The 23572-nt window shown below is 60.4% G+C and carries 21 protein-coding genes and 1 tRNA gene; 12 read left to right on the top strand and 10 right to left on the bottom strand.

Annotation, left to right across the window (positions count from 1 at the left end):
• The first annotated feature begins 14 nt into the window (after positions 1–14).
• The 5 genes from JQ628_RS25865 (at position 15) to JQ628_RS25845 (ending at position 5157) form a co-directional block, all read left to right on the top strand.
• Positions 15–227, top strand: a complete 213-nt coding sequence (locus JQ628_RS25865) for a hypothetical protein (protein WP_212226797.1) — start codon at positions 15–17, stop codon at positions 225–227.
• Positions 224–1699, top strand: a complete 1476-nt coding sequence (gene gatA, locus JQ628_RS25860; RefSeq protein ID WP_212226795.1) for an Asp-tRNA(Asn)/Glu-tRNA(Gln) amidotransferase subunit GatA — start codon at positions 224–226, stop codon at positions 1697–1699. The genes JQ628_RS25865 and gatA overlap by 4 nt, the downstream gene beginning before the upstream one ends.
• A 1-nt stretch (position 1700) precedes the next feature.
• The gene (locus JQ628_RS25855; RefSeq protein WP_212226793.1) at positions 1701–1994 is read left to right on the top strand and encodes a hypothetical protein; all 294 of its coding nucleotides are present in this window, start codon (positions 1701–1703) and stop codon (positions 1992–1994) included.
• A complete protein-coding gene (gene gatB / locus JQ628_RS25850; RefSeq protein ID WP_212226791.1) occupies positions 1991–3469 on the top strand; it encodes an Asp-tRNA(Asn)/Glu-tRNA(Gln) amidotransferase subunit GatB in 1479 nt (492 codons plus the stop codon). Before JQ628_RS25855 ends, gatB begins: the two co-directional genes overlap by 4 nt.
• A gap of 1421 nt (positions 3470–4890) precedes the next feature.
• Entirely contained in the window at positions 4891–5157 is a 267-nt protein-coding gene (locus JQ628_RS25845) for a hypothetical protein (protein WP_212226789.1), read from the top strand.
• A 9-nt stretch (positions 5158–5166) separates the two neighbouring features.
• On the opposite strand, the gene JQ628_RS25840 is transcribed toward JQ628_RS25845, so the two are convergent.
• Positions 5167–6321 (bottom strand): AAA family ATPase, encoded by a 1155-nt coding sequence (locus JQ628_RS25840; RefSeq protein ID WP_212226788.1) that lies wholly within the window; start codon positions 6319–6321, stop codon positions 5167–5169.
• A 150-nt stretch (positions 6322–6471) separates the two neighbouring features.
• On the opposite strand from JQ628_RS25840, the gene JQ628_RS25835 reads away from it, so the two are divergent.
• Complete coding sequence (locus tag JQ628_RS25835) at positions 6472–7179, top strand: hypothetical protein (protein ID WP_212226787.1); 708 nt, start codon at positions 6472–6474, stop codon at positions 7177–7179.
• Positions 7180–7277: 98 nt separating this feature from the next.
• Here JQ628_RS25835 and JQ628_RS34610 read toward each other — a convergent pair whose 3' ends face one another.
• From JQ628_RS34610 to JQ628_RS25805, 7 genes are all read right to left on the bottom strand, one after another.
• Positions 7278–7670: a tetratricopeptide repeat protein gene (locus JQ628_RS34610; RefSeq protein ID WP_249128424.1), complete on the bottom strand. Its 393-nt coding sequence runs from the start codon at positions 7668–7670 to the stop codon at positions 7278–7280.
• Complete coding sequence (locus JQ628_RS34605) at positions 7636–8127, bottom strand: tetratricopeptide repeat protein (RefSeq protein WP_249128422.1); 492 nt, start codon at positions 8125–8127, stop codon at positions 7636–7638. The genes JQ628_RS34610 and JQ628_RS34605 overlap by 35 nt, the downstream gene beginning before the upstream one ends.
• A gap of 341 nt (positions 8128–8468) precedes the next feature.
• Positions 8469–8849: a response regulator transcription factor gene (locus JQ628_RS25825; protein ID WP_212226786.1), complete on the bottom strand. Its 381-nt coding sequence runs from the start codon at positions 8847–8849 to the stop codon at positions 8469–8471.
• 66 nt (positions 8850–8915) lie between these two features.
• Entirely contained in the window at positions 8916–9530 is a 615-nt protein-coding gene (locus JQ628_RS25820; RefSeq protein ID WP_212226785.1) for a response regulator transcription factor, read from the bottom strand.
• The gene (locus JQ628_RS25815; protein ID WP_212226784.1) at positions 9527–11668 is read right to left on the bottom strand and encodes a sensor histidine kinase; all 2142 of its coding nucleotides are present in this window, start codon (positions 11666–11668) and stop codon (positions 9527–9529) included. The genes JQ628_RS25820 and JQ628_RS25815 overlap by 4 nt, the downstream gene beginning before the upstream one ends.
• A 664-nt stretch (positions 11669–12332) precedes the next feature.
• Entirely contained in the window at positions 12333–12734 is a 402-nt protein-coding gene (locus JQ628_RS25810; protein ID WP_212226783.1) for a hypothetical protein, read from the bottom strand.
• A 58-nt stretch (positions 12735–12792) separates the two neighbouring features.
• The gene (locus JQ628_RS25805; RefSeq protein ID WP_212226782.1) at positions 12793–14517 is read right to left on the bottom strand and encodes an adenylate/guanylate cyclase domain-containing protein; all 1725 of its coding nucleotides are present in this window, start codon (positions 14515–14517) and stop codon (positions 12793–12795) included.
• A gap of 306 nt (positions 14518–14823) precedes the next feature.
• On the opposite strand from JQ628_RS25805, the gene JQ628_RS25800 reads away from it, so the two are divergent.
• From JQ628_RS25800 to JQ628_RS25775, 6 genes are all read left to right on the top strand, one after another.
• Positions 14824–15741: a formylglycine-generating enzyme family protein gene (locus tag JQ628_RS25800; RefSeq protein WP_212226780.1), complete on the top strand. Its 918-nt coding sequence runs from the start codon at positions 14824–14826 to the stop codon at positions 15739–15741.
• A 142-nt stretch (positions 15742–15883) separates the two neighbouring features.
• A complete protein-coding gene (locus JQ628_RS25795) occupies positions 15884–17557 on the top strand; it encodes an arylsulfatase (protein WP_212227091.1) in 1674 nt (557 codons plus the stop codon).
• Between the two features lie 30 nt (positions 17558–17587).
• Positions 17588–19219, top strand: a complete 1632-nt coding sequence (locus JQ628_RS25790) for an arylsulfatase (RefSeq protein ID WP_249128418.1) — start codon at positions 17588–17590, stop codon at positions 19217–19219.
• 89 nt (positions 19220–19308) lie between these two features.
• Positions 19309–20286, top strand: a complete 978-nt coding sequence (locus JQ628_RS25785; protein ID WP_212227087.1) for an HAD family hydrolase — start codon at positions 19309–19311, stop codon at positions 20284–20286.
• Between the two features lie 60 nt (positions 20287–20346).
• On the top strand, positions 20347–20754 hold the full coding sequence (locus JQ628_RS25780) for a hypothetical protein (RefSeq protein WP_212226778.1): 408 nt from the start codon (positions 20347–20349) through the stop codon (positions 20752–20754).
• 277 nt (positions 20755–21031) lie between these two features.
• Positions 21032–22069: a SphA family protein gene (locus JQ628_RS25775; protein ID WP_212226777.1), complete on the top strand. Its 1038-nt coding sequence runs from the start codon at positions 21032–21034 to the stop codon at positions 22067–22069.
• Between the two features lie 465 nt (positions 22070–22534).
• Here JQ628_RS25775 and JQ628_RS25770 read toward each other — a convergent pair.
• A tRNA-Ser gene (locus JQ628_RS25770) sits at positions 22535–22628 on the bottom strand.
• Positions 22590–23078: a hypothetical protein gene (locus tag JQ628_RS25765; protein WP_212226775.1), complete on the bottom strand. Its 489-nt coding sequence runs from the start codon at positions 23076–23078 to the stop codon at positions 22590–22592. The genes JQ628_RS25770 and JQ628_RS25765 overlap by 39 nt, the downstream gene beginning before the upstream one ends.
• Positions 23079–23572: the final 494 nt, after the last annotated feature.

Raw genomic sequence — 23572 nt, 5'->3', positions numbered from 1 at the left:
GCGAGGTCGAAGAGATGTGCATGCTCTGCGACGATGAGAAGGCCTACAAGGCCTATATGGATTTCCTGGATGCCATGGAGAAGCAGGGCAAACAGGCCGATCCCGACAAGGCGATCGACGCCGTTCTCGACGCGCTCGAGGCCAGCGAGCTGACGCGCCCGAAGCAGGACGATCCCGCCAACGACAAGACGCTCTCTCCGTTCTTCTGTAGCCCGATCAATAAATGACCGATTTGACATCGCTGACCATCGCCGAGGCCCGCGACGGCCTCGCGAGTAAGTCTTTCACCTCGCTCGAACTGACCGACGCGCATCTTGCCGCGATGGAAGCCGCGCGCTCGCTCAATGCCTTCATTCTCGAAACGCCGGACAAGGCGCGCGCAATGGCGCGCGCGGTCGACGAAAAGATCGCCAAGGGCGAGGGCGGCCCGCTCGCCGGCATTCCGCTCGGCATCAAGGACCTGTTCGCCACGCGGGACGTCCGCACCACCGCGTGCTCGAAGATCCTCGGCAATTTCGTGCCGCCGTATGAATCGACAGTCACCTCGCAGCTCTGGCGCGACGGCGCCGTGATGCTCGGCAAGCTCAACAATGACGAGTTCGCGATGGGCTCGTCGAACGAAACGTCGTGCTTCGGTCCCGTGGTCAATCCGTGGCGGCGCGAGGGCTCCAACACCGCGCTGGTGCCGGGCGGCTCGTCCGGCGGATCGGCCTCCGCGGTGGCTGCGCTGCTCTGCATGGGCGCGACCGCGACCGACACCGGCGGCTCGATCCGCCAGCCCGCCGCCTTCACCGCCACCGTCGGCGTGAAGCCGACCTATGGCCGCTGCTCGCGCTGGGGCATCGTCGCCTTTGCCTCCTCGCTCGATCAGGCCGGGCCGATCGCGCGCAGCAACCGCGACGCGGCGATCCTGCTGCGCTCGATGGCCGGTCATGATCCGAAGGACACGACGTCGGTCGATATCGCCGTGCCTGATTACGAGGCCGCCATCGGCAAGTCGGTGAAAGGCATGAAGATCGGCATCCCCAAGGAATATCGCCTCGACGGCATGCCGGCCGAGATCGAAAAGCTCTGGAGCGAGGGCGCGGCCTGGCTGAAGGCCGCGGGCGCCGAGCTGGTCGAGGTGTCGCTGCCGCACACCAAGTACGCGCTGCCGGCCTATTACATCGTGGCGCCCGCGGAAGCCTCGTCCAACCTCGCGCGCTATGACGGCGTCCGCTATGGCCTGCGTGAGCCGGGCCGCAACATCATCGACATGTACGAGAAGACGCGCGCGAGCGGCTTTGGCGCGGAAGTGCGTCGTCGCGTCATGATCGGCACCTATGTGCTCTCCGCCGGCTATTACGACGCCTATTATCTGCGTGCCCAAAAAGTACGCACGCTGATCAAGAAGGACTTTGAGGATTGCTTCGCCAAGGGCGTCACCGCGATCCTGACGCCGGCGACACCGTCGGCCGCGTTCGGCGTCGGCGAGAAGGGCGGCGCCGATCCGATCGAGATGTACCTCAATGACATCTTCACGGTGACGGTGAACATGGCGGGCCTGCCGGGCATCGCCGTTCCGGCCGGCAAGGATGCGCAGGGCCTGCCGCTCGGGCTGCAACTGATCGGCCGTCCGTTTGACGAGGAGACGCTGTTCTCGCTTGGCGAGGTGATCGAGCAAGCAGCCGGACACTTCACCGCACCGAAATGGTGGTGACATGGCGGATTTTAGAGCCAGTCTTTCAGATGCAGCTCCGGCATCGACGCTGAGCCCGCCGCTGGCTGCCTTGTGGTGGGCCGCCAAGGGCGATTGGGATCGGGCGCACAAGATCGTCCAGGATGAATCGGACAAGGATTCGGCTTGGGTGCATGCCTATCTGCACCGCGTCGAGGGCGATCTCGGCAATGCCGGCTATTGGTATCGCCAGGCTGGCCAGCCCGCCGCAAAGGACGAGCTGGAAGTTGAGTGGGATCGGATTGTTGCCGCGCTGAGCGGAGGAGAAAGGGCATGACGGCAACCAGTGGCAAGCTGATCAAGGGTTCGACAGGCGACTGGGAAGTCGTCATCGGCATGGAGATCCATGCGCAGGTCACCTCGAAGTCGAAGCTCTTCTCCGGTGCGTCGACCGCCTTCGGCGGCGATCCCAACAGCCAGGTCTCGCTGGTCGATGCGGGGATGCCGGGCATGCTGCCTGTCATCAACGAAGAGTGCGTGCGGCAGGCGGTGCGCACCGGGCTCGGGCTCAACGCAAAGATCAATCTGCGCTCGGTGTTTGACCGCAAAAACTATTTCTATCCGGACCTGCCGCAGGGCTATCAGATCAGCCAGTACAAATCGCCTGTTGTCGGCGAGGGCGAAGTGATCGTCGAGCTCGAGGGCGGCAGGACCGCTACCGTCGGCATCGAGCGGCTGCATCTGGAGCAGGACCCGGCAAAAATGCAGCATGACAAGTTGCCGTCGCAGTCCCTGATCGATCTCAACCGTTCCGGCGTCGCGCTGATGGAGATTGTCTCAAAACCGGACATCCGCGATGCCGAACAGGCCAAAGCATACGTGACCAAGCTGCGCTCGATCCTGCGCTATCTCGGCACCTGCGACGGCGACATGGAAAAGGGCAACCTGCGTGCCGACGTCAACGTCTCCGTGCGCGAGCCCGGCGGGCCGCTCGGTACCCGCTGCGAAATCAAGAACCTGAACTCGATCAACTTCATCGGCCAGGCGGTCGAGGTTGAGGCGCGGCGCCAGATCGAGATCATCGAGGACGGCGGGCAGATCGAGCAGGAGACCCGCCTGTTCGATCCCAACAAGGGTGAGACACGCTCGCTCCGCTCCAAGGAAGAGGCGCACGACTACCGTTACTTCCCCGATCCGGACCTCTTGCCGCTGGAATTCAGCCAGGCCTTCGTGGATGACCTCAAGGCGCATCTGCCGGAGCTGCCGGACCAGAAGAAGGCGCGCTTCGTTGCCGACTTTGCGTTGTCCGCCTATGACGCCGGCGTGCTGGTCGCCGAGCGCGAGAGCGCCGAGTTCTACGAGGCGGTGCTGTCGAAGCTCTCCGACAAGAAGCGGGACGGCAAGGTGGCCGCCAACTGGGTGATCAACGAGCTGTTCGGCCGGCTGAACAAGGAAGGCAAGGACATTTCGGGCTCGCCCGTCTCCGCCGAGCAGCTTGGCGCCATCGTCGGCCTGATCGGCGAGGGCACCATCTCCGGCAAGATCGCCAAGGATCTGTTCGAGATCGTTTGGCAGGAGGGGGGCGATCCCCGCGCCATCGTCGAAGCGCGCGGCATGAAGCAGGTCACCGACCTCTCGGCGATCGAAAAGGTGGTCGACGAGATCGTCGCGGCCAATCCGGACAAGGTTGAGCAGGCGAAAGCGAAGCCGCAGGCGCTCGGCTGGTTCGTCGGCCAGGTGATGAAGTCGTCCGGCGGCAAGGCGAACCCGCAGGCGGTCAACGATCTCCTGAAATCCAAACTCGGCATCTGAATCCTTTGCGTCCGCGGCGGCATCGAGCGCCGTCGCGCGGCGCATTCGGTGCGCTTACCCACCCCTCGAGCAGTCGATCGATCGTCAAACGACGCGTGCGAGGCGATCGGCCTGTTGCGAATCGGTGTGCGACGATTCGCAAGAACGACCGTCCCCGGACAGCGCTGGCGAGACTCGAAGCCGGTGGGGATGAAAATATTTTCATTGCCAAAAATCACGACTCAGAGTCCGCGCATCGCGATGTTAACTACGTTGGCCGACTCACGCACAACATGATCGCGCTTCGAACGCGTCGAACGTGAATCAAAGAAACGCCTGCGGCACAGGCGTTTCCTGCAATCTTGACAAATGCCGATGCAGAAGCGGCGCGGGTTTTTTGCATCGATGCGCACACGCATCGCTGACGTGTCGCGCAATGCGCAGCGCGCGCTCGTGGCTTGCTGCGTCAACACTTCCTTAAGTGGGACGCTGTTTTTTTGATTTTGTTGGTGTATTCGGGATGTAGCGCATCTCGATTCCCGAATGCGCGCAGCGATCAAGCCATCTCACTACATCAGGAGGGCAACATGGCTAAGAAGGCAAAGAAGGCGAAGAAGGCGAAGAGCGCAGTGAAGAAGACTGCGAAGAAGACCCGCAAGGTCGCCAAGAAGAAGAAGTAACTCTCGCTCTTTGAGAGGATGCCGGCGGCTTGACGTCGGCGCGTCACTCGGGCTCTCGATCTATCTGAGAGCTCTGGTCGACGAAGAGGGTGTCGGCGAGACATCAGGTCAAACGGCTGGATCGAATTTTCGTTTCTCGAAAACCGGTCCGGCAGAAGAAACTAGGTTTCTTCGTTCGGTGCGGATGCTTCACGGCTCCGCAATTTCACCGGGCCCACCGCCTGGTCGAGATCTGGTCCTGACGTGTTCGCCGACGCCCTCGTTCCACCTGCCGGGGGATGTGCCCGGCTTTTTCATTTCCTCACATGGCTGTTCTGACCGTTCACGGCATCGCCGCTGTGAGCCCTTGGGGCGTTTGGCGTCCGATCGCTCGCCGCTTGCTGCGCGAAGCCGTCCAACAATCGTTCCCGGACGTCCGCGATGGGCTGTTGTTGCGGTCCGCGCGACCCGTCGTCCATCTGCAATTGAAAACGCCGACGTTGCGGCAATGGTTATCGGTTCGCCAAATACGACGGTGAATCGATCTTCACGAATGCAAGGAAACCGCTGCGGCACAGGCACTTCTTGAATTTCTTATCAAGACGTTTCGCGCCCGCGTTTACACCCCGTTCATCGCGATACTTAAACTGCCCTTCAAAGTTTAGCGGTCATATCTGCTTCAACAAGCCGGCAAACGGCGTGGGGAATAGCGGGACGTTTCAAACAAATTGGGCAGGGGCCGCACTCGGAAAAAGGCGGCCAACGATAATAGGGGAGCTACGGATGTTTCAGGGGCATATCGATCTGGATACGGCGATGCCGATCGCGGAAACCGCGATCCCGGACGTGCTTTTCGAGCGCGGACTTTACTGGGCGAGCGGCCGTTCCGGCGTCGTCAATCTGGTCGCCGCGCACAAATGGTTCAATCTCGCCGCGCTGAAGGGCCGCCGGGATGCGATCATGCTCCGTCAGGAGGTCGCCGAGCTGATGAGCGAGGTCGAGATCGCCACCGCCCAGCGCGAAGCCCGCGCCTGGATCAGCGCCAACTAGACTGCTTCGCTACCGCGAGGGCCAGGCCCAGGCCGGCGTGTCGCCGTCCCTGACCGTGGTCTCGCCAAGTTGCTTTTCCAGCACGATCCGCCTGCAACTGGCGTCAGCGTCGAGCGCGTCGACCAACGCTTCGGCATGAGAAACGACAACCACCTGCGAGCGTTTTGACGCCTGGACGATCAGCCGTGCCAACGGCGGCAGCAAGTCCGGATGCAGGCTGGTTTCGGGTTCGTTGAGCACCATGAGTTCCGGAGGCCGCGGCGAGAGCAGCGCGGCAACCAGCAGAAGATAGCGCAGGGTGCCGTCGGACAACTCGGCAGCCTTCAGCGGTCGAAGCAGGCCGTGCTGGTGCATCTCGAGTTCGAAATACCCATCGGCTCCGACCACCCTGACATGCGCACCCGGAAAGGCGTCGGCGATCGCGGCATCCATCTCGTCCCTGGCACCGATTTCGCGGATGGTCTGGATGGCGGCGGCGAAATCCGAGCCTTCGCCGGCGAGGACCGGCGTATAGGTGCCGATCTGCGGCTTGCGCGAAGGCGCGTCACGATCGGTGCGGAAGTGATCGTAGAACCGCCAGTCCCGCATCCGCTCGCGCAACACCAGCAGTTCGATCGCGTCGCGGGGATCGCCGCAATGCGTCATCATGCTGTCGAACGGTGCGAGGTGCGTGTAGACCTGCTGCCATTCGCCGCCGTCGTTTCGAATCCGGACCCCGGGACCGTTACGGCTTGCGAACACGTTGGCGCGGCGGATCTGCTCGCCAGTCCACAGACTTTCGACCTTGATCACGGGATCGCTGAAAAATACGGTGTCACCGGGCAGGGGAAGGCCGAGATCGATGGCGTAGCCATAGTCGGTGCCCCCAAAGCCGAGCTTCAGGCTGATGGAATTTTTGCGCACCGTGCCCTGAACCGGTTGCGTGCCGGCCTTCATGGCGCGTGAGAACTGTTCCGGTCCGGCCCACAGGGTCGATTGCAGTCCGCCCTCGGCCGCAAGCGACTGAATGATCCTTCCCTGCGCGATGTCCGCCAGCAGTTTCAAGGCGCGATAGAGGCTCGATTTACCGCTGCCGTTGGCGCCGGTCACGACATTGAGGGGACCCAATGCCACCCTGACGTCGCGCAGGGATCGATAGCCGGAGATCGCAAGTCTCGTGATCATTGCCCTATCGATACCACGGCTGCATCGGCTGGTGGAACAGGTTGCTCAGACCAGAACGGCAAGAGGCCAGTACTGCTATTGTCTGGTCACGCGCATCCGCCAAATGATAAGGCTGGCGGCTCCACGCTCCCATCAACGCTGGCAGGCCCGATGTCCGAACAAGAAATGACGCTGACGTTCCGCTGCCCCAGGGAATTGGACGGCATAGCGCCGCCGCCCGTGCCGGCCGGACTTGGTCTGCCGGCATGGTTCAAGGCGATGCCGCAGCAGGCGTTCAACGCGTCCCTTGCCAAAGAAACCGATACGGTCAAGCGCTGTCCGCCTTTCGTCGATGCCATGACGAGCGGATTTTTGATCCCCTTGCTCTGCGACGTGAAAGTCGAGAACGGCGAGTTCTCGTGGGACTACGAGCTGCCGCCCGGCGGGTCGGTCGGCTTCGTGCGCTCGCCGATCGGATTCCATGACCCCAGCCAGGTCACCGGCACGCCGCTGTTCGATGCCGACCGCTTCATGATCAAATTCCACAACGTCTGGACGATCGAGGCGCCCGCAGGTTTTTCACTGCTGTTCACCCACCCGGTCAATCGTTTCGATCTGCCGTTCACCACCATTACCGGCATGGTCGATTGCGACCTCTATCACGACGGCTGGATTCACTTTCCGGCCTTCTGGCACGATGCGGATTTCAATGGCGTGCTGCCGAAGGGGACGCCGGTCGCGCAATGTTTTCCGATCAAGCGGGACAAATGGTCCGCGCGCACCGCTGCCTTCACCGATGAAGAGACGCAGCGCGTGCATGACACCACCAATGCGGTCTATGGCGAGCGCGGGGTCTATCGCCGGCAGTTCCGCGCCTAGAGCATGATCCGGAAAAGTGGATACCGGTTTTCCCTCGCGACAAACGCGAACGCGTTTGCGCGGAGATCATGCTCAAACAAAAAGGTAGAGCATGACGTCTAGTTCTGTTTGACGCGCAGGAAGTTGGCGACCGCGCTTGGCCGCAGGAAGAAACGGCCGTGCGGGGCCGCGCTGAGCGCTGCTACCGCGGCGCCGGTCGCTTGCAGGCCGGCGCTTGCCGAGGCGCGCAGCGCCGCTTCTCCGGCATCGCGATTGCCGAGCTCGAGCAGGCATTTGCCGAGATAATAACGCATCAAGGCATCCGCGGGCCGCTGGCCCAGCACGCGCCGATATAGATCGGCCGCCGCGGCATGTTCGCCGTCCAGCGCCATCACGCTGGCGAGTGCGCTCAAGACATCGAGCCGGTGTGGCTCTGCGGCCTGCACCTGCAAGAACAGGGAGCGCGCCTTGGCGCGGTCATTGGTCTTCAGATGAAGATAGCCAAGCCCCATGAGAAGATCTGGCGCCAGGCGTGAGCGCGAGCCCGCTTTCGAACATCGCGATGCTCTCTTCGATGCGTCCAAGCTTGCTGAGCTGGCCGCCGAGTTCGGCAAAAGCCGGCGGGTAGGGCGGACGCCGCGCGATTGCCAGACGCAATTGCTCGATGGCCTCGCTCGATCGTCCGGCCGACGCCAATGCACTGCCGAGCAGCGTTTCGATGGCGGGATCTTCGCTTCGCCGCGCCGCTTTTTCCAACGGCACGATCGCCTCGGCGATCTTGTTCTGCATCAGCAGGGCGCGACCGAGAATTTGCGCCGCTGCGATGTTGCTGCGGCTGGCCTTCAGCACCTCGGAGGCCAGGCGCTCGGCTTCATCGGGGCGGCCGATCTGGAGCGCCAGAATCGCCCGTTCGAGCGCCGGATGGCTCGCACCGGACCGTTCAGGAGATGAAGGCAGGCGCTTCGACATGGCCTTGCTGTGCGTCCGTCGGCTGAGAACAGCGAAATCTGGCGGAGACGGAGTCCGCCAAATTGGCGTCCGGCGACGTCTAACATGATCCGACAACCAACCGATAGGCCCTTAGCCGTTCTGCATTTTCTCATCCAGCCGCATCCCTCGCGATACCGAATGTCGGCACCCGATCAGCTACTGCGCGAGGGTTTCGTCACCTAGCGTGGCACGCATCGACCGGGGCGTGACGCCTTGAGAGCGAAGCCTAAGCGAGCGCGCGATATCGCCATTTGCGATGGTCCATCAAAAATGATCTGGATACCCGGCGGTACATAAAGAAACTGATTTTGACCTCGTTGCTAACGACACTCGCGTGAAACATCGATTGCTCGATTGATAGCGGCAAGCAAGGTGCTTTCCTGTAGGGGCTTCAACAGAAAGGCCACCAATCCAGGGTTTTCCTGATGAAGGCCAGCCTGGCGGTTAGCCGTGATCATGATCGTCGGGATATTGAAGCTGCTTCGTACCAGATGCTGTTGCAACTCGTACCCGCTCATGGTCGGCATTTGAAGATCGACAATCAGGCAATCGGGAAGCCCACCAGGCAGCGACGCGAGAAACTCCTGGCCCGATTCATATGTTCGGACAAGGAAGGTATGGGATCGCAGCAGCCTGCTCAATGCTCTGAGCACGGCCGGATCATCGTCGACCAGAGCGATCGAGGGAAGATCGTTCGCCATGAGTGATAATGACGTCAGGTTTGATTGTCAGTCGAGTTGACCGTTGGTCCAATAGAGGCCTGATCGTTATTTCGAGATATGGGCCTTTTCAGCCATCCGGACCAGATCGGCGACGCCGCGTATGCCCAACTTTTCCATCATCCGGCTGCGATGAACCTTGATGGTCTTTTCGACGGTACCCAAATCGGCGGCAATCTGCTTGTTCAATCGGCCGGCTACCACATGCACGAGCACCTCGCGTTCGCGCGGTGTCAGCGTGTTCATCTTAGCCCGGATCAAGTCCAGTTCGGAGTTGACGCGACGGTGTTCGGCATCCCGGGTTTTGGCGCGCAAGATCGCTTCGAGCAAGTCCGGCTCGCGAACCGGCTTGGTCAGAAAATCCAGTGCGCCGGCTTTCATGGCCCGCACGCTCGTAGGAATGTCGCCCTTTCCGGTGATGAATATGATGGGTCGGTGCGATCCCCCCGCCGTGAGCGCCTGCTGAAGCTCAAGACCGTTGAGGCCCGGCATCGCAACGTCCAGCACGGCGCAGCCCGGCGCCGCAGGATCATGCTGCTGGAGAAATTCCGTTGGAGAGGAGTAAGGCCGAACATCGTAGCCCCTGGCGCGAAGCAATCGCGACAGCCCTTTCCGCACGCCCGCGTCGTCATCAACCAGATAGACAGTAAATTCATCTGTCACGATGCTCTGGCCTCCCGGCTCGGTAACGAAAACATCGCGATCACGCCGCCGTCCCGGTGGTTCACGAGAGTGAGCCGTCCACCATGTGCCTGTATGATGGTCGAGCAGATCGCCAGTCCAAGACCGAGACCGTGCTCCTTTGTGGTATAAAACGGTTCAAACAGACGTCCATTTTCCAGAGGGCGAATGCCATGCCCTCGGTCGATCACGCGCACCTCCACCGATCCACTCTCCATCCCGCGCGTTGAGATCAGAATATGCCGTTGATCGACGGGGGTCGAGGCCATGGCATCCATTCCATTCATGACAAGATTAAGCAGAACTTGCTGCAATTGAACGGAATCCCCCGATGTCAGGAACAGCCTGTTCTCCAGGTCGAGCCTGATGCCGATTTCGCGGCCAATCAGTTCACTGTGGAGCAGGGCGGCCGTCGACGTGACAAGGTCATTGATATTGACAGATTCAAGCTTCCGCTCGCCCTTTTTCAGGAGGTGGCGAAGGCGGTGAATGACCTCGCCCGCGCGGTTGTCTTCATGAACGATGTCCTGGAGGGCATCCCTGATTTCTTCGAGATCTGGCGATTTCTGGCCCAACAGGTGCAGTGCCGCCTGGGCGTTTGACAGTATGGCGGTGAGCGGCTGGTTGATTTCGTGGGCTATCGAGCCGGAAAGTTCGCCCAGGACAGATACACGCATCAGATGCGCAATTTCCTGCCGCTGAAGGGCAGCCTCCGCCTCGGCCAGCTTTTGATCCGTAACATCGACGAAAATTCCGCCCAGATGACGTGACCGGCCGTTATGCCTGGGATAGCGGCGGGCACGCATGCGTATCCACCGCACTCCATTGTCCGGCAGGACAATTCGCACGTCGCTGCTGGAAGCCTGTTCCGTCTCAAGCGATCGTTGCATCGAACGGCCGGCGATTTCCGCATCGTCGGGGTGAACAGTCGCCAGCAACGCCTCTCGCGTGAGTGGCACATCCTTCGAGATTCCGAACAGCGTCCTACAGTGCTCTGTGGCCCACAATTTGTTCGTATCCCGGTCAAGCTGCCAGAGCCCGATATTGGTAGCGGCGGCGGCAAAGGTCATTCGCTCTTCGCTGGCCAAAAGTAGATTCTCGAAACGCATTTTTCGACGCCGCTGAATTAGCAGCGCGCTCAAGAGCACCGCTTGCAAGCCGACGACAAAGAGTCCCGCAAGAGCGATGCCGCGATGCTCATCCCAGATCGTTGGCTGCTTGAACATAACAGCAGTACCAGGAGGCAAATCCCGTTCTTTCAGGCCCCATCGCTGCATCGCCCGGTAATCGACCCGGTAGTGTTGGCCCGGATTCGTGCGGGGCGGAAGCATGGTCGGCGATGTCTCCTTCAGAAGTTCGATCGCCAGGTCGGCCGCAGCAACGCCGACCGACTCGAATGTCTCGACGAAACCGCCGACGGCACCCTTTCCGATAAACGTATCGTAGGGCCCGTACACCGGGGCAGCAGACAGCGCCGATAGATCTGCCGCCACCTGCGCGGGAATGAAAGTCTTGCCTTCGCTGTCGGCAAACACGGTCAGGACAATGACAATCGTATCGCGGGACAGATTTGACAATCTGTCGGCGATCTCGGAATACGGAAGTCCGAACAAGTACGTTGTTTCGAACTTGCGCTGGTAGTTTTCAACCACCTCGCGGGCGACAGGGTGCCAGCGGCGATCCGTCTCGCCACTACCGGCGACGACAACCAGACGCTGCGCCTCCGGTTGGAGCCGCTCCGCAAGTGAAAGAGTTTTCGCGAGATCGAACTGTGTGACGATCCCGGTTACGTCGGGTGGTGGCTGCAATGCATCATAGGACTGCGGCGATATCGATGTAAAAACGACCGGCACATTTGGGAAAAGCATATCCCGATATGCGACCAGAAACGGTAGTGCTGCACTGCCGAGAGTCATCACCAGATCGGGAGGACGTTGCCCATACTTGTCGCGGATAAACGCGGCCGCTCGCAACTTGTGCGGCGTATCGGTATTTCGTGCCAGGTCGAGAAATTCCGCGTCGATCTCAATTGAATTGGGGGAGTGCTCGAGCAGCCGCTTGCGTGCCGCGTCGGCAATCAAACTGGTTGCCGGAAATGTGTAGTTGAAGGCGTGCAGCATAAGTACGCGTTTCGGCTCCGCGCAACGGGCTTCCAACGCCAGCAATACAAGGAGCGCAAAGCTCCAGGCAGTCGTGATGCGCGTCCTAGCCATTCTCGAAAAGGCCGCCGTTTCCAACAAATGCAGTACAAATTCACTAACAGTGAAAGCTTGATTGCGCGGCCTCCTCGCTGCCGGCCGCCAAGCCTAGCACGCTTGGCGGCCGCGGCGGGGTTTCCTCTCGCGGAAAGCGGGAAAATTTGGTCGAAGGGCAAGTTGCAGGAGTAATCCTTTTGGTTCTATGGCCTGGAACAATTGCCAACGCTTTTGCCGACAAGGAGGGGAATCAATCCCATATTCGGCCGTGAGTCGGGATTTTGGCGCTGAATCGGGTCGATTCCACGGCGGCGTCATCACCTCCGCATTCAACTCCTGCGGGAATACCTTGTTTTGCCGCAGTCTCTTCTGAGCTTCACGCTGGGTCGGGCAATAATGGCAACAATGTTGTCATTTTCTCGCACGTGCCCCCGGCATTTCCGGCAAGGGTGCGGTAGCCAGCGCAAAGGTTCAAATTCTTGGCAATCTGGACGAGCGATTGATGATGTGGTCGCTCAAGCTACCACAAGTGGCCGCCACGCCCGCGGCAATACTGGTTGCACATCAGACGCAGCCGAACGTAAAGGCCTCACGGTTTGTCGCGGACGAATACGACCTCGAATGTCTGCCTGGCGACGACCTGATCGTAGACGCCGGTCAGGCGGTCGTTCGCCGCGTCGTAGCGGAGTTTGTAGGTGGAACCATTGTAGCCGGCGGCACGCAACTCGAACGATAGCTTGAGCACATTGCCGTCCTTGCTGGCGACGGCCGTGTGAAAGGGCAGCGGCCTTGGATTTGCGTAACTCGCATCAAGTTTGCCGTCGGCATCCACGGCCCTGATGGTGATCACATAACCGCCCTGTAGCCGCACCCAGCGGCCGGGCAGGGCACCAAAAGCGGATTCAGCAGATGGCGATCCGGACGGCTGCTGGGCCAGTGCCGGAATCGAAATCAGGAAGAGGCAGAGGATCGCGGATGGAATGAGTTTCATGTTGTTCGTCCGATCCTGTCAGCAATCCTGCTTGTTCGGTCGCGCTCAAAGTTCGGCCCTACTTCTCCGCCAGGCGCCAGGAACCATCCCATTCTTCCGGAGGCGGGGTCGCGGCCAGCTTGTTCAACCGGGCGATGAAGGTTTTCGACGGTCCGTCGCCAGGAACGACAGCGAGACCCGCCTCGAAAGCACGACGCGCTTCCTCCCATCGCCGGCTCCTGTAACAGGCCAGTCCCTGCGCGAACCGGTCGCGCAGGGCGAGCTGTGCCGGCGTCAGTTCACCCTTGCGCCCCATGATCTCGAATACCGGCTGTGGCTGGCTTTGTCCGAGCACGGCAACCCGATCGATCTCGCGCGGCTCCACTGCATCGGAGGCGCCGGCGATGGTCGCCTCCGATACCAGGATGCGGCCGCCATATTCCTTGTTGGCTCCCTCCAGGCGGGAAGCCAGGTTAACCGTGTCGCCCATCACCGTGTAATTCATCATCAGCTCCGAGCCGATGCTGCCCACCAGCACCTCTCCGGTGGCGATGCCGATGCGCAGATCGAAGGATGTGGGAAGGCTGCGAACGCCGAGCAGTTCAGGAAGTTCAGTTCGGAGCTGCGGTACGAGTTCGAGCATTCTCAGGGCGGCCAGGCTTGCCAGCCGCGCCTGGCTGGCGTGGTCCGTAAAGGGAGGGCCCCAATAGGCCATGATGGCATCGCCGATATATTTGTCGATGATCCCATCATGTTCGCGGATCGGCGCGGACATGGTCGAGAAGTAGCGGTTCATGACCTTCACGAGCCCTTGTGGCGTCATCCCCTCGCTGGTGCTGGTAAATCCCCGGAGATCGCAGAACAGCACAGTCATGACGCGCCGCTCTCCCTCAGCCGCAAGCACCGGCCGATCGATCAGTCCTTCCACAATGCGAGGATCGACATACTTGCCAAACGTCTCGCGTATCCGCTCCTTGAGACGCAGTTGCTCCACCATTTGATTGAATGCGGTCGTCAAGCTCCCGATTTCGTCCTTCGACGTAATGGGCACCTTGCCGCTCAAATTGCCGGCCTCCACGGCCTGGGCGCCCTCCAGAAGGCGCCGGACAGGCCGCGTGACTCCGGCGCTAACCATCAGCGAAAATACCAGTCCCAGGATCGCGGCAAGCAGCGTCAGGAACGCGGCTATCATTGTCACACGATGCTGCGTTTGGGTGACGAGATCCGCGTCGGCGCGCAGCAACGTCAGCATGTCGGCCCGGATTGCGTCCAGCTTGTCGTTGAGTTCGTTGCGGAGGGCATCGACGCGGGTAAGGCTTTCGTCAACCGTCGCTGTGTTGCCCGTATCGAGCAGGTTCAGTAAGCGGCCGATCTCATCGTTGAGATGGCGCCGGGAATCGTCGACGGCCGCATCGATGCGGGTTTGGAGCCGCACCAGCGCCACGGTATCGCCCGCCGCAACCTGCTTTTCCACGAGGGCGCCGATAAGCTTGCGGGCCGATCCGATTTCGTTCTCAAATTCACCACCCTTTGCGTCAAACCTGGCGCGAATGGCGGCGACGTCATTCGACGGCGATCGGATTTTCTCGATCACGATTCGCCGCAGTTCGAGCGCGCGTTCCACCGAGCGAATGTTGGCGCGCGCAAGGTGGCCATAGGCAGGAACGTAGCTTCGTGCGAGCTCATTCAACTGGTTGCCGACCTGGATGGCCGACGCCATCGAAAGCAGGGCGGTCACGGCCATCAGCACGATCAATACGACCGCGATCCCCATGATCTTCCGCCGGATGGACAGGCTGATCATGTTCCGACCTCTTCGAAGTGCGAGCCGGAGCCCGACTGTTTCATAATCCGGCGATGGTGCCGACACGCCGCACGATTCTGCCAGCAAAACGAACGGTGCGACATTGGCCTTGAGGGCAGGGCCGTCCTACGTCAGCGCCCGATGTTGGACCACGGTCCAATAGCGTTCGATCATTCTCCTTCGTAGCGTGCCCCTGCTCAGAAGCATGTCGACCATCGCAGGGAAGGTAACGCTTTGATGATATTGCGCCCTGCAACCAAGCTCACTCCCGACGCCGTTTGTGACAATTCTCCAGACGTCGATGCAATGATCTGGATACCCGGCGGCACGTTTCGCATGGGGTCGGACAAGCATTATCCGGAAGAAGCGCCTGCACATCGCGTCACCGTGGATGGCTTCTGGATGGACCGGCACCCGGTGACGAACCGGCAGTTCACGGAATTCGTCAAGGCCACAGGTCACGTCACATTCGCTGAAATTCCGCCCGACCCGAAAGACTATCCGGGCATCCTGCCGCACATGATCTATGCCGGTTCGCTGATGTTCTCGCCGCCCAGGCATGCGGTCAGCCTGCGCGACTTCAGCCAGTGGTGGGCCTTCGCCAAGGGCGCGGACTGGCGGCATCCGTATGGGCCGAATAGCAACATCGACGCTCTCGACGAACATCCCGTCGTGCATGTGGCGTTCAACGACGTGCTCGCCTATGCAAAATGGGCCGGCAAGGAAATGCCGACCGAAGCGGAATGGGAATTTGCCGCGCGCGGCGGCCTCGAAGACACAGAGTTTGCGTGGGGCAACGAGCTCACGCCGGGCGGCCGTCACATGGCCAACACCTGGCAGGGTGAATTTCCGCGCCAGAACACCAAGGCCGACGGTTTCGAGCGCACGTCGCCGGTGACCGCCTTTCCGCCGAACGGTTACGGATTGCACGACATGATCGGCAACGTCTGGGAATGGACGGCCGATTGGTATTCGCCGAAGCATCAGGCTGATGCGGCGAAGGCCTGCTGCATTCCGCAGAATCCGCGCGGCGCTGGCGAGGCGGACAGCTACGATCCCAGAACGACCAACGTGAAGATTCCCAGGAAAGTCATCAAAGGCGGCTCGCATCTGTGCGCGCCGAACTACTGCCGGCGCTACCGGCCGGCAGCGCGACATGCTGAACCGGTCGACACCTCAACGAGCCATCTTGGATTCCGGTGCATCCGGCGATCACGGTACTGACACATCATCAGCGATCAACCAAGGGAGCGACGCCATGTCTAACCGCAGGCTGAACGACAATCCACCTCATGGCTTAACTGCGCCGCCAGAGAAGGCAGGTTGGCACAAGCGCTGCGCCGCGTTACTCGGCGCAACCATGCTGATGTCGCTGTCCGGACCGGTCAGCACACCGGCCGTGGCGCAAAACCAGCAAAAACCAAACATCCTTTTCATCATGGGTGACGACATCGGCTGGATGCAGCCGAGCATCTACCACCGCGGATTGATGGTTGGGGAGACGCCCAACATCGATCGCATCGGCAACGAAGGCGCGATGTTCACGCACTATTACGCCGAGCAAAGCTGCACGGCCGGGCGTACGGCCTTCATCACGGGCATGCAGCCGGTTCGCGTCGGCATGACCTTGCCGGAAATTCCCGGCAGCCCGTCCTATCTGCGGACCGGCACGCCGCACCTTGCCAGGTTCTTGCTCGATCTCGGCTACAACACCGGAGAGTTCGGCAAGAACCATCTCGGCGACCACACCGACTCGCTGCCGACCGCGCATGGTTTCCAGGAATTCTGGGGCTACCTCTATCACCTCGATGCCATGCAGGGGGTGAGCTTCCCAGACATCAACAAGACCGCAACCCAGCAGACCGTCGCGCCGCCATGCAGGAACACGCCGATCCCCGGTGTGCCCGAGGTTGCCGGCGCGGTGGATCCCAAGACCACGGTCTGCTTGACGCCACCGCGTCCGATGCTCGCGTGCACGTCATCCGACGGCAGTCCCGCTAAACAAACATGCAAGGACGAGGGCCCGCTTACGCTTGAGCGATCGAAGGGGATCGACGAGGAAATCTCGGCCAAGGTCGTCGACTTCCTCGATCGCAACGATCCTCGCCGCACCAACAAGCCGTTCTTCGTCTGGTACAATCCGGCGCGCATGCACATCACGACTGTGCTGAATGACAAATATCTGGGGATGTTGGGCGAGACCGGCGGCAAGGATTGGGGCATCAATGAAGCCGGCATGAAGCAGATGGACGACAACATCGGCGTGGTGCTCAAGAAGCTGGAAGACATCGGCCAACTCAACAACACGATCGTGGTCTTCACCACCGACAACGGCGCCGAGACAATTACCTTCCCGGACGGCGGCGTCACGCCGTTCAAGGGCGGCAAGTTGAGTACCTGGGAGGGCGGGATGCGCGCCCCGATGGTGATCCGGTGGCCAGGCGTCATCAAGCCCGGCACGGTGAAGAACGAAATGTTTGCCGCCCTTGACTGGCTTCCGACTCTCGTCGAGATCGCCGGCGGCCCGAAAAGCGACGCACTGAAGCGACGGATCGAGGCTGGTGAATATCCCGGCATCGTCAAGACCACGCTCGATGGCATCAACCAGATCGACTACCTGAGCGGCAAGTCCGAGAAGTCGGCACGCGACCACTTCCTGTACTACTCCAGCACGACGCCGTCGGCGGTTCGCTACAAGAACTGGAAGATGTATTTCGCAATGGTGTCCGACGACCCGGCGGGCTTCGTTTCGGGTGTGCAGCCCTACTCCTGGACCCAGGTCGTCAACATCAAGCGCGATCCCTTCGAGACCTCGGTGGGTGCGCAACAGAAGACACTGTTCGGCATGGGCGGCGCGATTGCTGCTCCGTCGACCGCCTACGTCTATGACTGGAACTTGCTGCCCATCGGCCAGCAGCTTTGGTTGATGCACCTCGAGTCCTACATCAAGTTCCCGCCGCTACAGGACCCGGCCAGCTACAACCTGGAACAGGTCATGCGGCAAGTTCAGAATATGAAGACGGCCGGCCGCAGCGACTAGTTGCAACGTCAAGTGCGATAGCCAAACAGGATGGGCAGCGGCCGGTCCGTAAGGATCGGTCGCTCCTCAAACGCACATTCGATTGCTTCGGCTCGTTTCGAGTCGTTGTACAGGAAATCGGTCGGAAGCAGGTTTCAACTATCTTGGTATCCAGAGGCGCGGATGACCGCCGTTGCTACGACTATCTGGCCCAGAGCTCTTCTTTTCCTGGCGGCGACGGCGTTGACCGCCGTTGCGCCAGCCATTGCACAGCAGCAGAAGCCCAACATCCTTGTCATTCTTGCCGACAATACCGGGTACGGCGACATCGGCGTCTATGGCGGTGGTGAATTGCGCGGTGCACCAACACCGCGCCTCGATCAACTCGCCGCCGAAGGCTTGCGGCTGACACAGTTCCTGGTCGAGCCGGCCTGCACGCCGTCGCGCGCGGCGCTGATGACGGGGCGCTATTCCATCCGCTCCGGCCTGTCGCTGGTTGCGGTCGACGGATCGACTTTTTCGCTCCCGGCGAAGGAAGTGACCATGGCCGAGATGCTGCGCGAAACCGGCTATGCCACCGCAATCTTCGGCAAGTGGCACCTCGGTGCGCAGCCATACAGCCAGCCACAAAACAAGGGTTTCGACGAATACTATGGCATTCCGCCGGCCGACACCTGGGATGCGTTCGGAATGATCCGTCAGACCCGCCTGACCAAGACGCTCGACGTTCCGCTCGACAAGGGTCCGCAAATCGTCGAAGCGAAGCGAGGCGAACCGCTCAAGGCGGTCAAGCCCTACACTGAGGAAGTGCGACGCGAGATCGACTGGGAGCTGGTGGATCGCGGCGTCGATTTCATGAAGCGCCAGAAGCAGGCGGGTAGACCATTCTTTCTGTATCTACCGATCTCCCGGACGCACTTTCCGAACCTGCCGTCGAAACGATTCGAGGGAGCGTCGCGCATCGGCCAGTTCGGCGATTCCCTGATGGAAGGCGATGCCATCGTCGGGAAAATGCTCGATGCACTCGACGATCTCGGCTTGGCGAAGGACACTATCGCGGTCTTCGCATCCGACAATGGCCCCGACGGACCTGGGGCGCGTGCATTCGGCGGCGACATGCCGGACATCGGATCGCCCGGACCCTACCGGGGAGCGCTCGGTGACGTGAGCGAAGGTGCGATCCGCACCGCCGCCATCATCCGCTGGCCGGACCATATCCGGCCGCGATCATCCAATGCCATGTTCTCAATTATGGATTTCTTCCCAACCTTCGCACGGCTTGCCGGCGGCAGGATGCCGGACGACCGGCCGATCGACGGTATCGACCAGAGCGACTTGCTGCTTGGTCACAATGACACGGGACGTCGCGAGCATTTGCTGACCTTCGTCGGTCCCGACCTCGTCGCGGCGCGCTGGAAGCAATTCCGCGCTTATTTCGTCGATGTCGCGCCAGGCAGAAGCGGCGAGGGGGGTGCAACTCTGATGGGTGGGATCGGCTCCAGCGCCGCGCCGATGAACGGCTATCCCAGGGTCTTCAACATCGAAGCCGACCCGCGCGAGGAGCACAATATCGGCGAGATGTACAATTGGGTGCTCGGGCCACTTCTCGGCGCGGTGGAACAATACAAGGCAAGCCTGGTAAAAAGCCCGAACGCGCCAAGCGCAAACATGACACGGTTTTAGGCTGACTGATTGCAATCGGGAGGGTGTCCATGAAACGCATCATACGATCTCCTGTTCTCGACCGCCGCGTTCTGCTCTCGTCCCTGGCGATGCTTCCGGTGCTGTCCGCGGCACTGCATTCTACCACTGGAGTGGCGCAGGCGCAGCGCGACCCGCTGCCATCCTGGAACGACGGCGCGACGAAATCGTCCATTCTCGACTTTGTCGCGCGGGTCACGACGCAAGGCGGACCTTACTTCGTGCCGGCGGAGCAACGCATCGCGACCTTCGACAATGACGGCACCCTCTGGATTGAGCAGCCGATGTATGTGCAACTGGCTTTTGCGCTTGACCGGGTGAAGGCCCTTGCGCCCATGCATCCGGACTGGAAGACCAAGCAGCCGTTCGCAGCGGTGCTGGACGGCGACCCGAAAGCGCTGGCGGCTTCCGGTGAAAAAGGCTTGGTCGAAATCATCGCTGTGACGCATGCCGGCATGACCACGGCACAGTTTGAGAAGATCGTCACCGACTGGCTCGCGACCGCGCGTGATCACCGCTTCAAGCGACCCTATACCGAGCTGGTCTACCAGCCGATGCTGGAATTGCTGGCCCACCTTCGGGCAAATGGGTTCAAGACCTTCATCGTCTCAGGCGGCGGCATCGAATTCATGCGGCCGTGGACCGAGCGAATCTACGGCGTACCGCCGGAGCAGGTTGTCGGGTCGTCGATCAAGACCCGATTTGAGATGAAAGACGGTGCGCCAACACTTTTCCGGCTGCCCGAAATCAACTTCATCGACGATAAGACGGGAAAGCCAATCGGTATCAACGAGCATATCGGTCGCCGTCCTATCGCCGCTTTCGGCAACTCCGACGGCGATCTCGAAATGCTGCAATGGGCGACGCTCGGCGCCGGCGGCGCGCGCTTTGGCCTGATCGTCCATCACACCGATGCGGAGCGTGAGTATGCCTACGACCGCCAGTCGCATTTCGGCAAACTCAACGTCGCCCTGGATGCCGCCGCGGAGAACAAGTGGACCGTAGTCGACATGAAGCGAGACTGGAAGCGCGTCTTTCCCTTCGACTAGGAGTCATCGCGATCGTCAAATTCGCCCAATAAAATGAAGCAGGCCTACAAGGAGAGACAGATGAAATTGAGAAGCCTCGCCGCGCTTTGCGCATTGATATCCGGCTGGATCGGGTTTGCCGCCACGGTGAAGGCCGTCGATTTAACCGGTTCGTGGGCTACCGCTCCCTCCGCTTGCAGCAAGGTTTTCATAAAGAAGGATGGCGCAATCTCCTTTCGGCAGGATTCCGATCAGTACGGCGGAGGATTTATCCTGGAGGGGGATAGAGTGCGAGGCCAAATGCAAACGTGCACGATCACAAGGCGGAAGGAGCAGGGTGATGTCGTCCACATGCTTGCCAGATGTGCGGATGACATCATGACATCGAACGTTCAACTCAGCGCGAAAATCATCGACGACAACACAATTGCACGAATTTTCCCGGGAATGCCGGAATTCACCTTGAGCTACTCGCGTTGTCCTATGTGATTTATCGGCAGTTCGACGCCCTCGCTTAAAGCTGCTCGGCACCGCTGGAAGCAATTCACCCTGAGATGCCCGCTTGGCCCCGCAAGCCCGAGTTCGCCTGCCATTCTGACGAAACTTCCCTTTGGTCCAATATCACCATGGATCCCAGCATGTGTACGATTGCAGGAATAGCCGAACGGCGCCAGCTAAACCGCAGGATGTGACCCATCCGCAACGGACGCGTGAGAGTGGTTTAGATAGACTGTTGCTCCGATCGAGCGAGGCAGAGGAGGCGTAAATGAAAGCAGTTTCCGCACTCGGAATCATGCTCGTTGCGACCTTTGGCGCCAGCGTCGCTCAAGCTGACGAGAGCGGCATATCCTATTGGGTGCCCGGTCGATTCGGCAGTCTGGCGGCAGTGCCTACCGCCCCTGGCTGGTCGCTTGGGGCCATCTATTACCATACCAGCGTTGAGGCCTCAGGTGCGGCTGCGGCTGCAAGAGAAATTCAGGTCGGCCGGTTTGCCCCGAACGTCAACGTCAGCCTGAACGTCAATTTGAGTGCGCCTCCGGACCTGGTCTTCCTGGCTCCGACATACACTTTCGCGACACCGGTGCTCGGCGGTCAGCTGGCCATGGGGGTCATCGGAGTATTCGGTCGAAACAGCACGACACTCGACGGCACGCTGACGGCGGGATTTGGACCATTTGCGGTCACCCGTACGGGAAGCATATCAGACTCGCTCGTTGGGTTCGGCGACCTCTATCCGATGGTTACGCTGAAGTGGAATGACGGCGTCCACAACTACATGACCTACGCGACCGGCGATATTCCGGTAGGCGCTTATGATCCCAGCCGCCTTTCCAATATTGGCATCGGCCACGGAGCCATCGATGCGGGCGGCGGCTACACCTACCTGAATCCCGTGACGGGACACGAATTGTCGGCCGTTGCGGGCTTCACGTACAACTTCAAGAATCCTGCTACGCAGGTTCAAAGCGGTGTCGATTTCCATTTCGACTGGGGGGCGTCGAAGTTTCTCTCGAAGCAGGTCTTTGTTGGTCTGGTGGGATACGCCTATCAGCAGATTACCGATGATCAGGGCGGATCTCCGATACTCGGAGGTTTCAGGTCGCGCGTTCTCGGTATTGGCCCGCAGGCAGGCTATATTTTTCCAATGGGTGATGGCCTGCAGGGATACCTGAACCTGAAGGGATACGGGGAATTCGATGCGGCAAATCGGCCCTCAGGCTGGAATACGTGGCTGACGTTTGCGATTTCTGCCGCGCCGCCTGCAAGCACCGCTACGCCAAGCCGGCCCAGAGTGACGAAGTAGAAGTTCAACCTATCGATCGCACCTCGGGCCCGGAGGCAATGCAGGCAAGGAAAATGTCGGGCAACAGTGGATCGTAAAGCTGCTGCCAGGACAGTGCGCGTATAGCGAGGTCGCGACGGAGTGCGTCGTGATCGGCATTTGCATGAGGCAAATCAAAAACCGCTTCCGCTCTCATGACAGCGCGCCAGTTCATCAAACGTCGGCTCCAACGATTCGGAGCGATACGCCTAGCGACGGCATCACGCGAAGCATGTTCGCGTTGGGGAGCGGATATCGATACGCGCAATTGGATTGATGTGCTCCGGTATGGCGACGTCAGCCCAAGTCCGTCTGGCTAAGTCGACATGCTTTCAGGGGCGACGTTTTTCGCGAATTAAGCCGAACCATCAGGTGGAGAATCCGGTGGGGACAGTGGGCCGGTAGTCAAAATAAACCGAACCAAATCAATGTCTTATTTCTCTATCATGGCGGAGACGGAGGGATTCGAACCCTCGATAGGCCTTTACAAGCCTATAACGGTTTAGCAAACCGCCGCCTTCAGCCACTCGGCCACGTCTCCGTTGAGGCCGATATGCCCGACGTGAGGGCGAGCCGCAAGCGACAGATTCAAATGATTTATCCGAAGGGCGCCGGAGCGGCCTTGCGGCAGCCGGGATGCCGAAAACGCCCGATTCATGGCGCGTGTCAGAAATGCGACAAGGGCGGAAATCCGGCGGCGGTTCGAACGCCCCCGGAGAGGACGAGCTTCTCGCACTAATAAAGAGTGGTGCATGCCGCTTCTTATCGAGTCGCGTGCCGCTGTTTGATTTTGGCGGCTGGCGTGAGCTTCGCGCGATTCGCCTGGCAGCTTCATTGCACCCCACATCGACGATGCAAGTTGTGCCGAAGAAATAAGGGTTTCTTGCATTTCCTGGATTGCGGGCGCGGGCTTTGCGCTGCGCGGCCACGCGAGAATACAGCGTCGTCGCATCGCGCAGGCGCGGTCTTCATATCTTTCCAGGAACGGCATCGAATCTCGTTGCCGATTCGAGGTGACGAGTGGTCTGCGCGGTGGATAGCGGCGCGACGGGCATCTCGATGCCGATCCGGACATCAAATGGAACCGTCAGAAAAATCTTTTACAAAACAAATACTTGCGAGGACGGCTCGATCACGGACGCGTGCTATTTGTGCAACACAATTCCAAAAACGGTCCGAGTCAGGGGTTTCGAAGCGGTTCCTTTGTTGCGTGTGCAGGGTGCATCGGTAATTCTGACTGCGCGACGGAGGGGGGCATCCCGAGGTCGTCCCGTTTTAGGTGGTTCGCTTAAGTCCCTCGCGTTTTTTGCGGGAGTGTCCGAAAGCGCGAAGCGGCTAGGCGGTGGTTACAGGGGACAAGGGAACCAACCTAGGGCGTCAGCCCGGCGGATCCGGAACCTTCCCTTTAGAGCAACTTGGAGGTTTAACATGAAGATGGTTAAGAGCCTTATTCTCGGCTCAGCGGCGGGTATCCTCGCCGTTGGC

This window comes from Bradyrhizobium lablabi (assembly GCF_018129385.1).
In the GTDB taxonomy this organism is placed as follows: domain Bacteria; phylum Pseudomonadota; class Alphaproteobacteria; order Rhizobiales; family Xanthobacteraceae; genus Bradyrhizobium; species Bradyrhizobium lablabi_C.
This window is presented reverse-complemented; position numbering and strand designations above follow the sequence as displayed.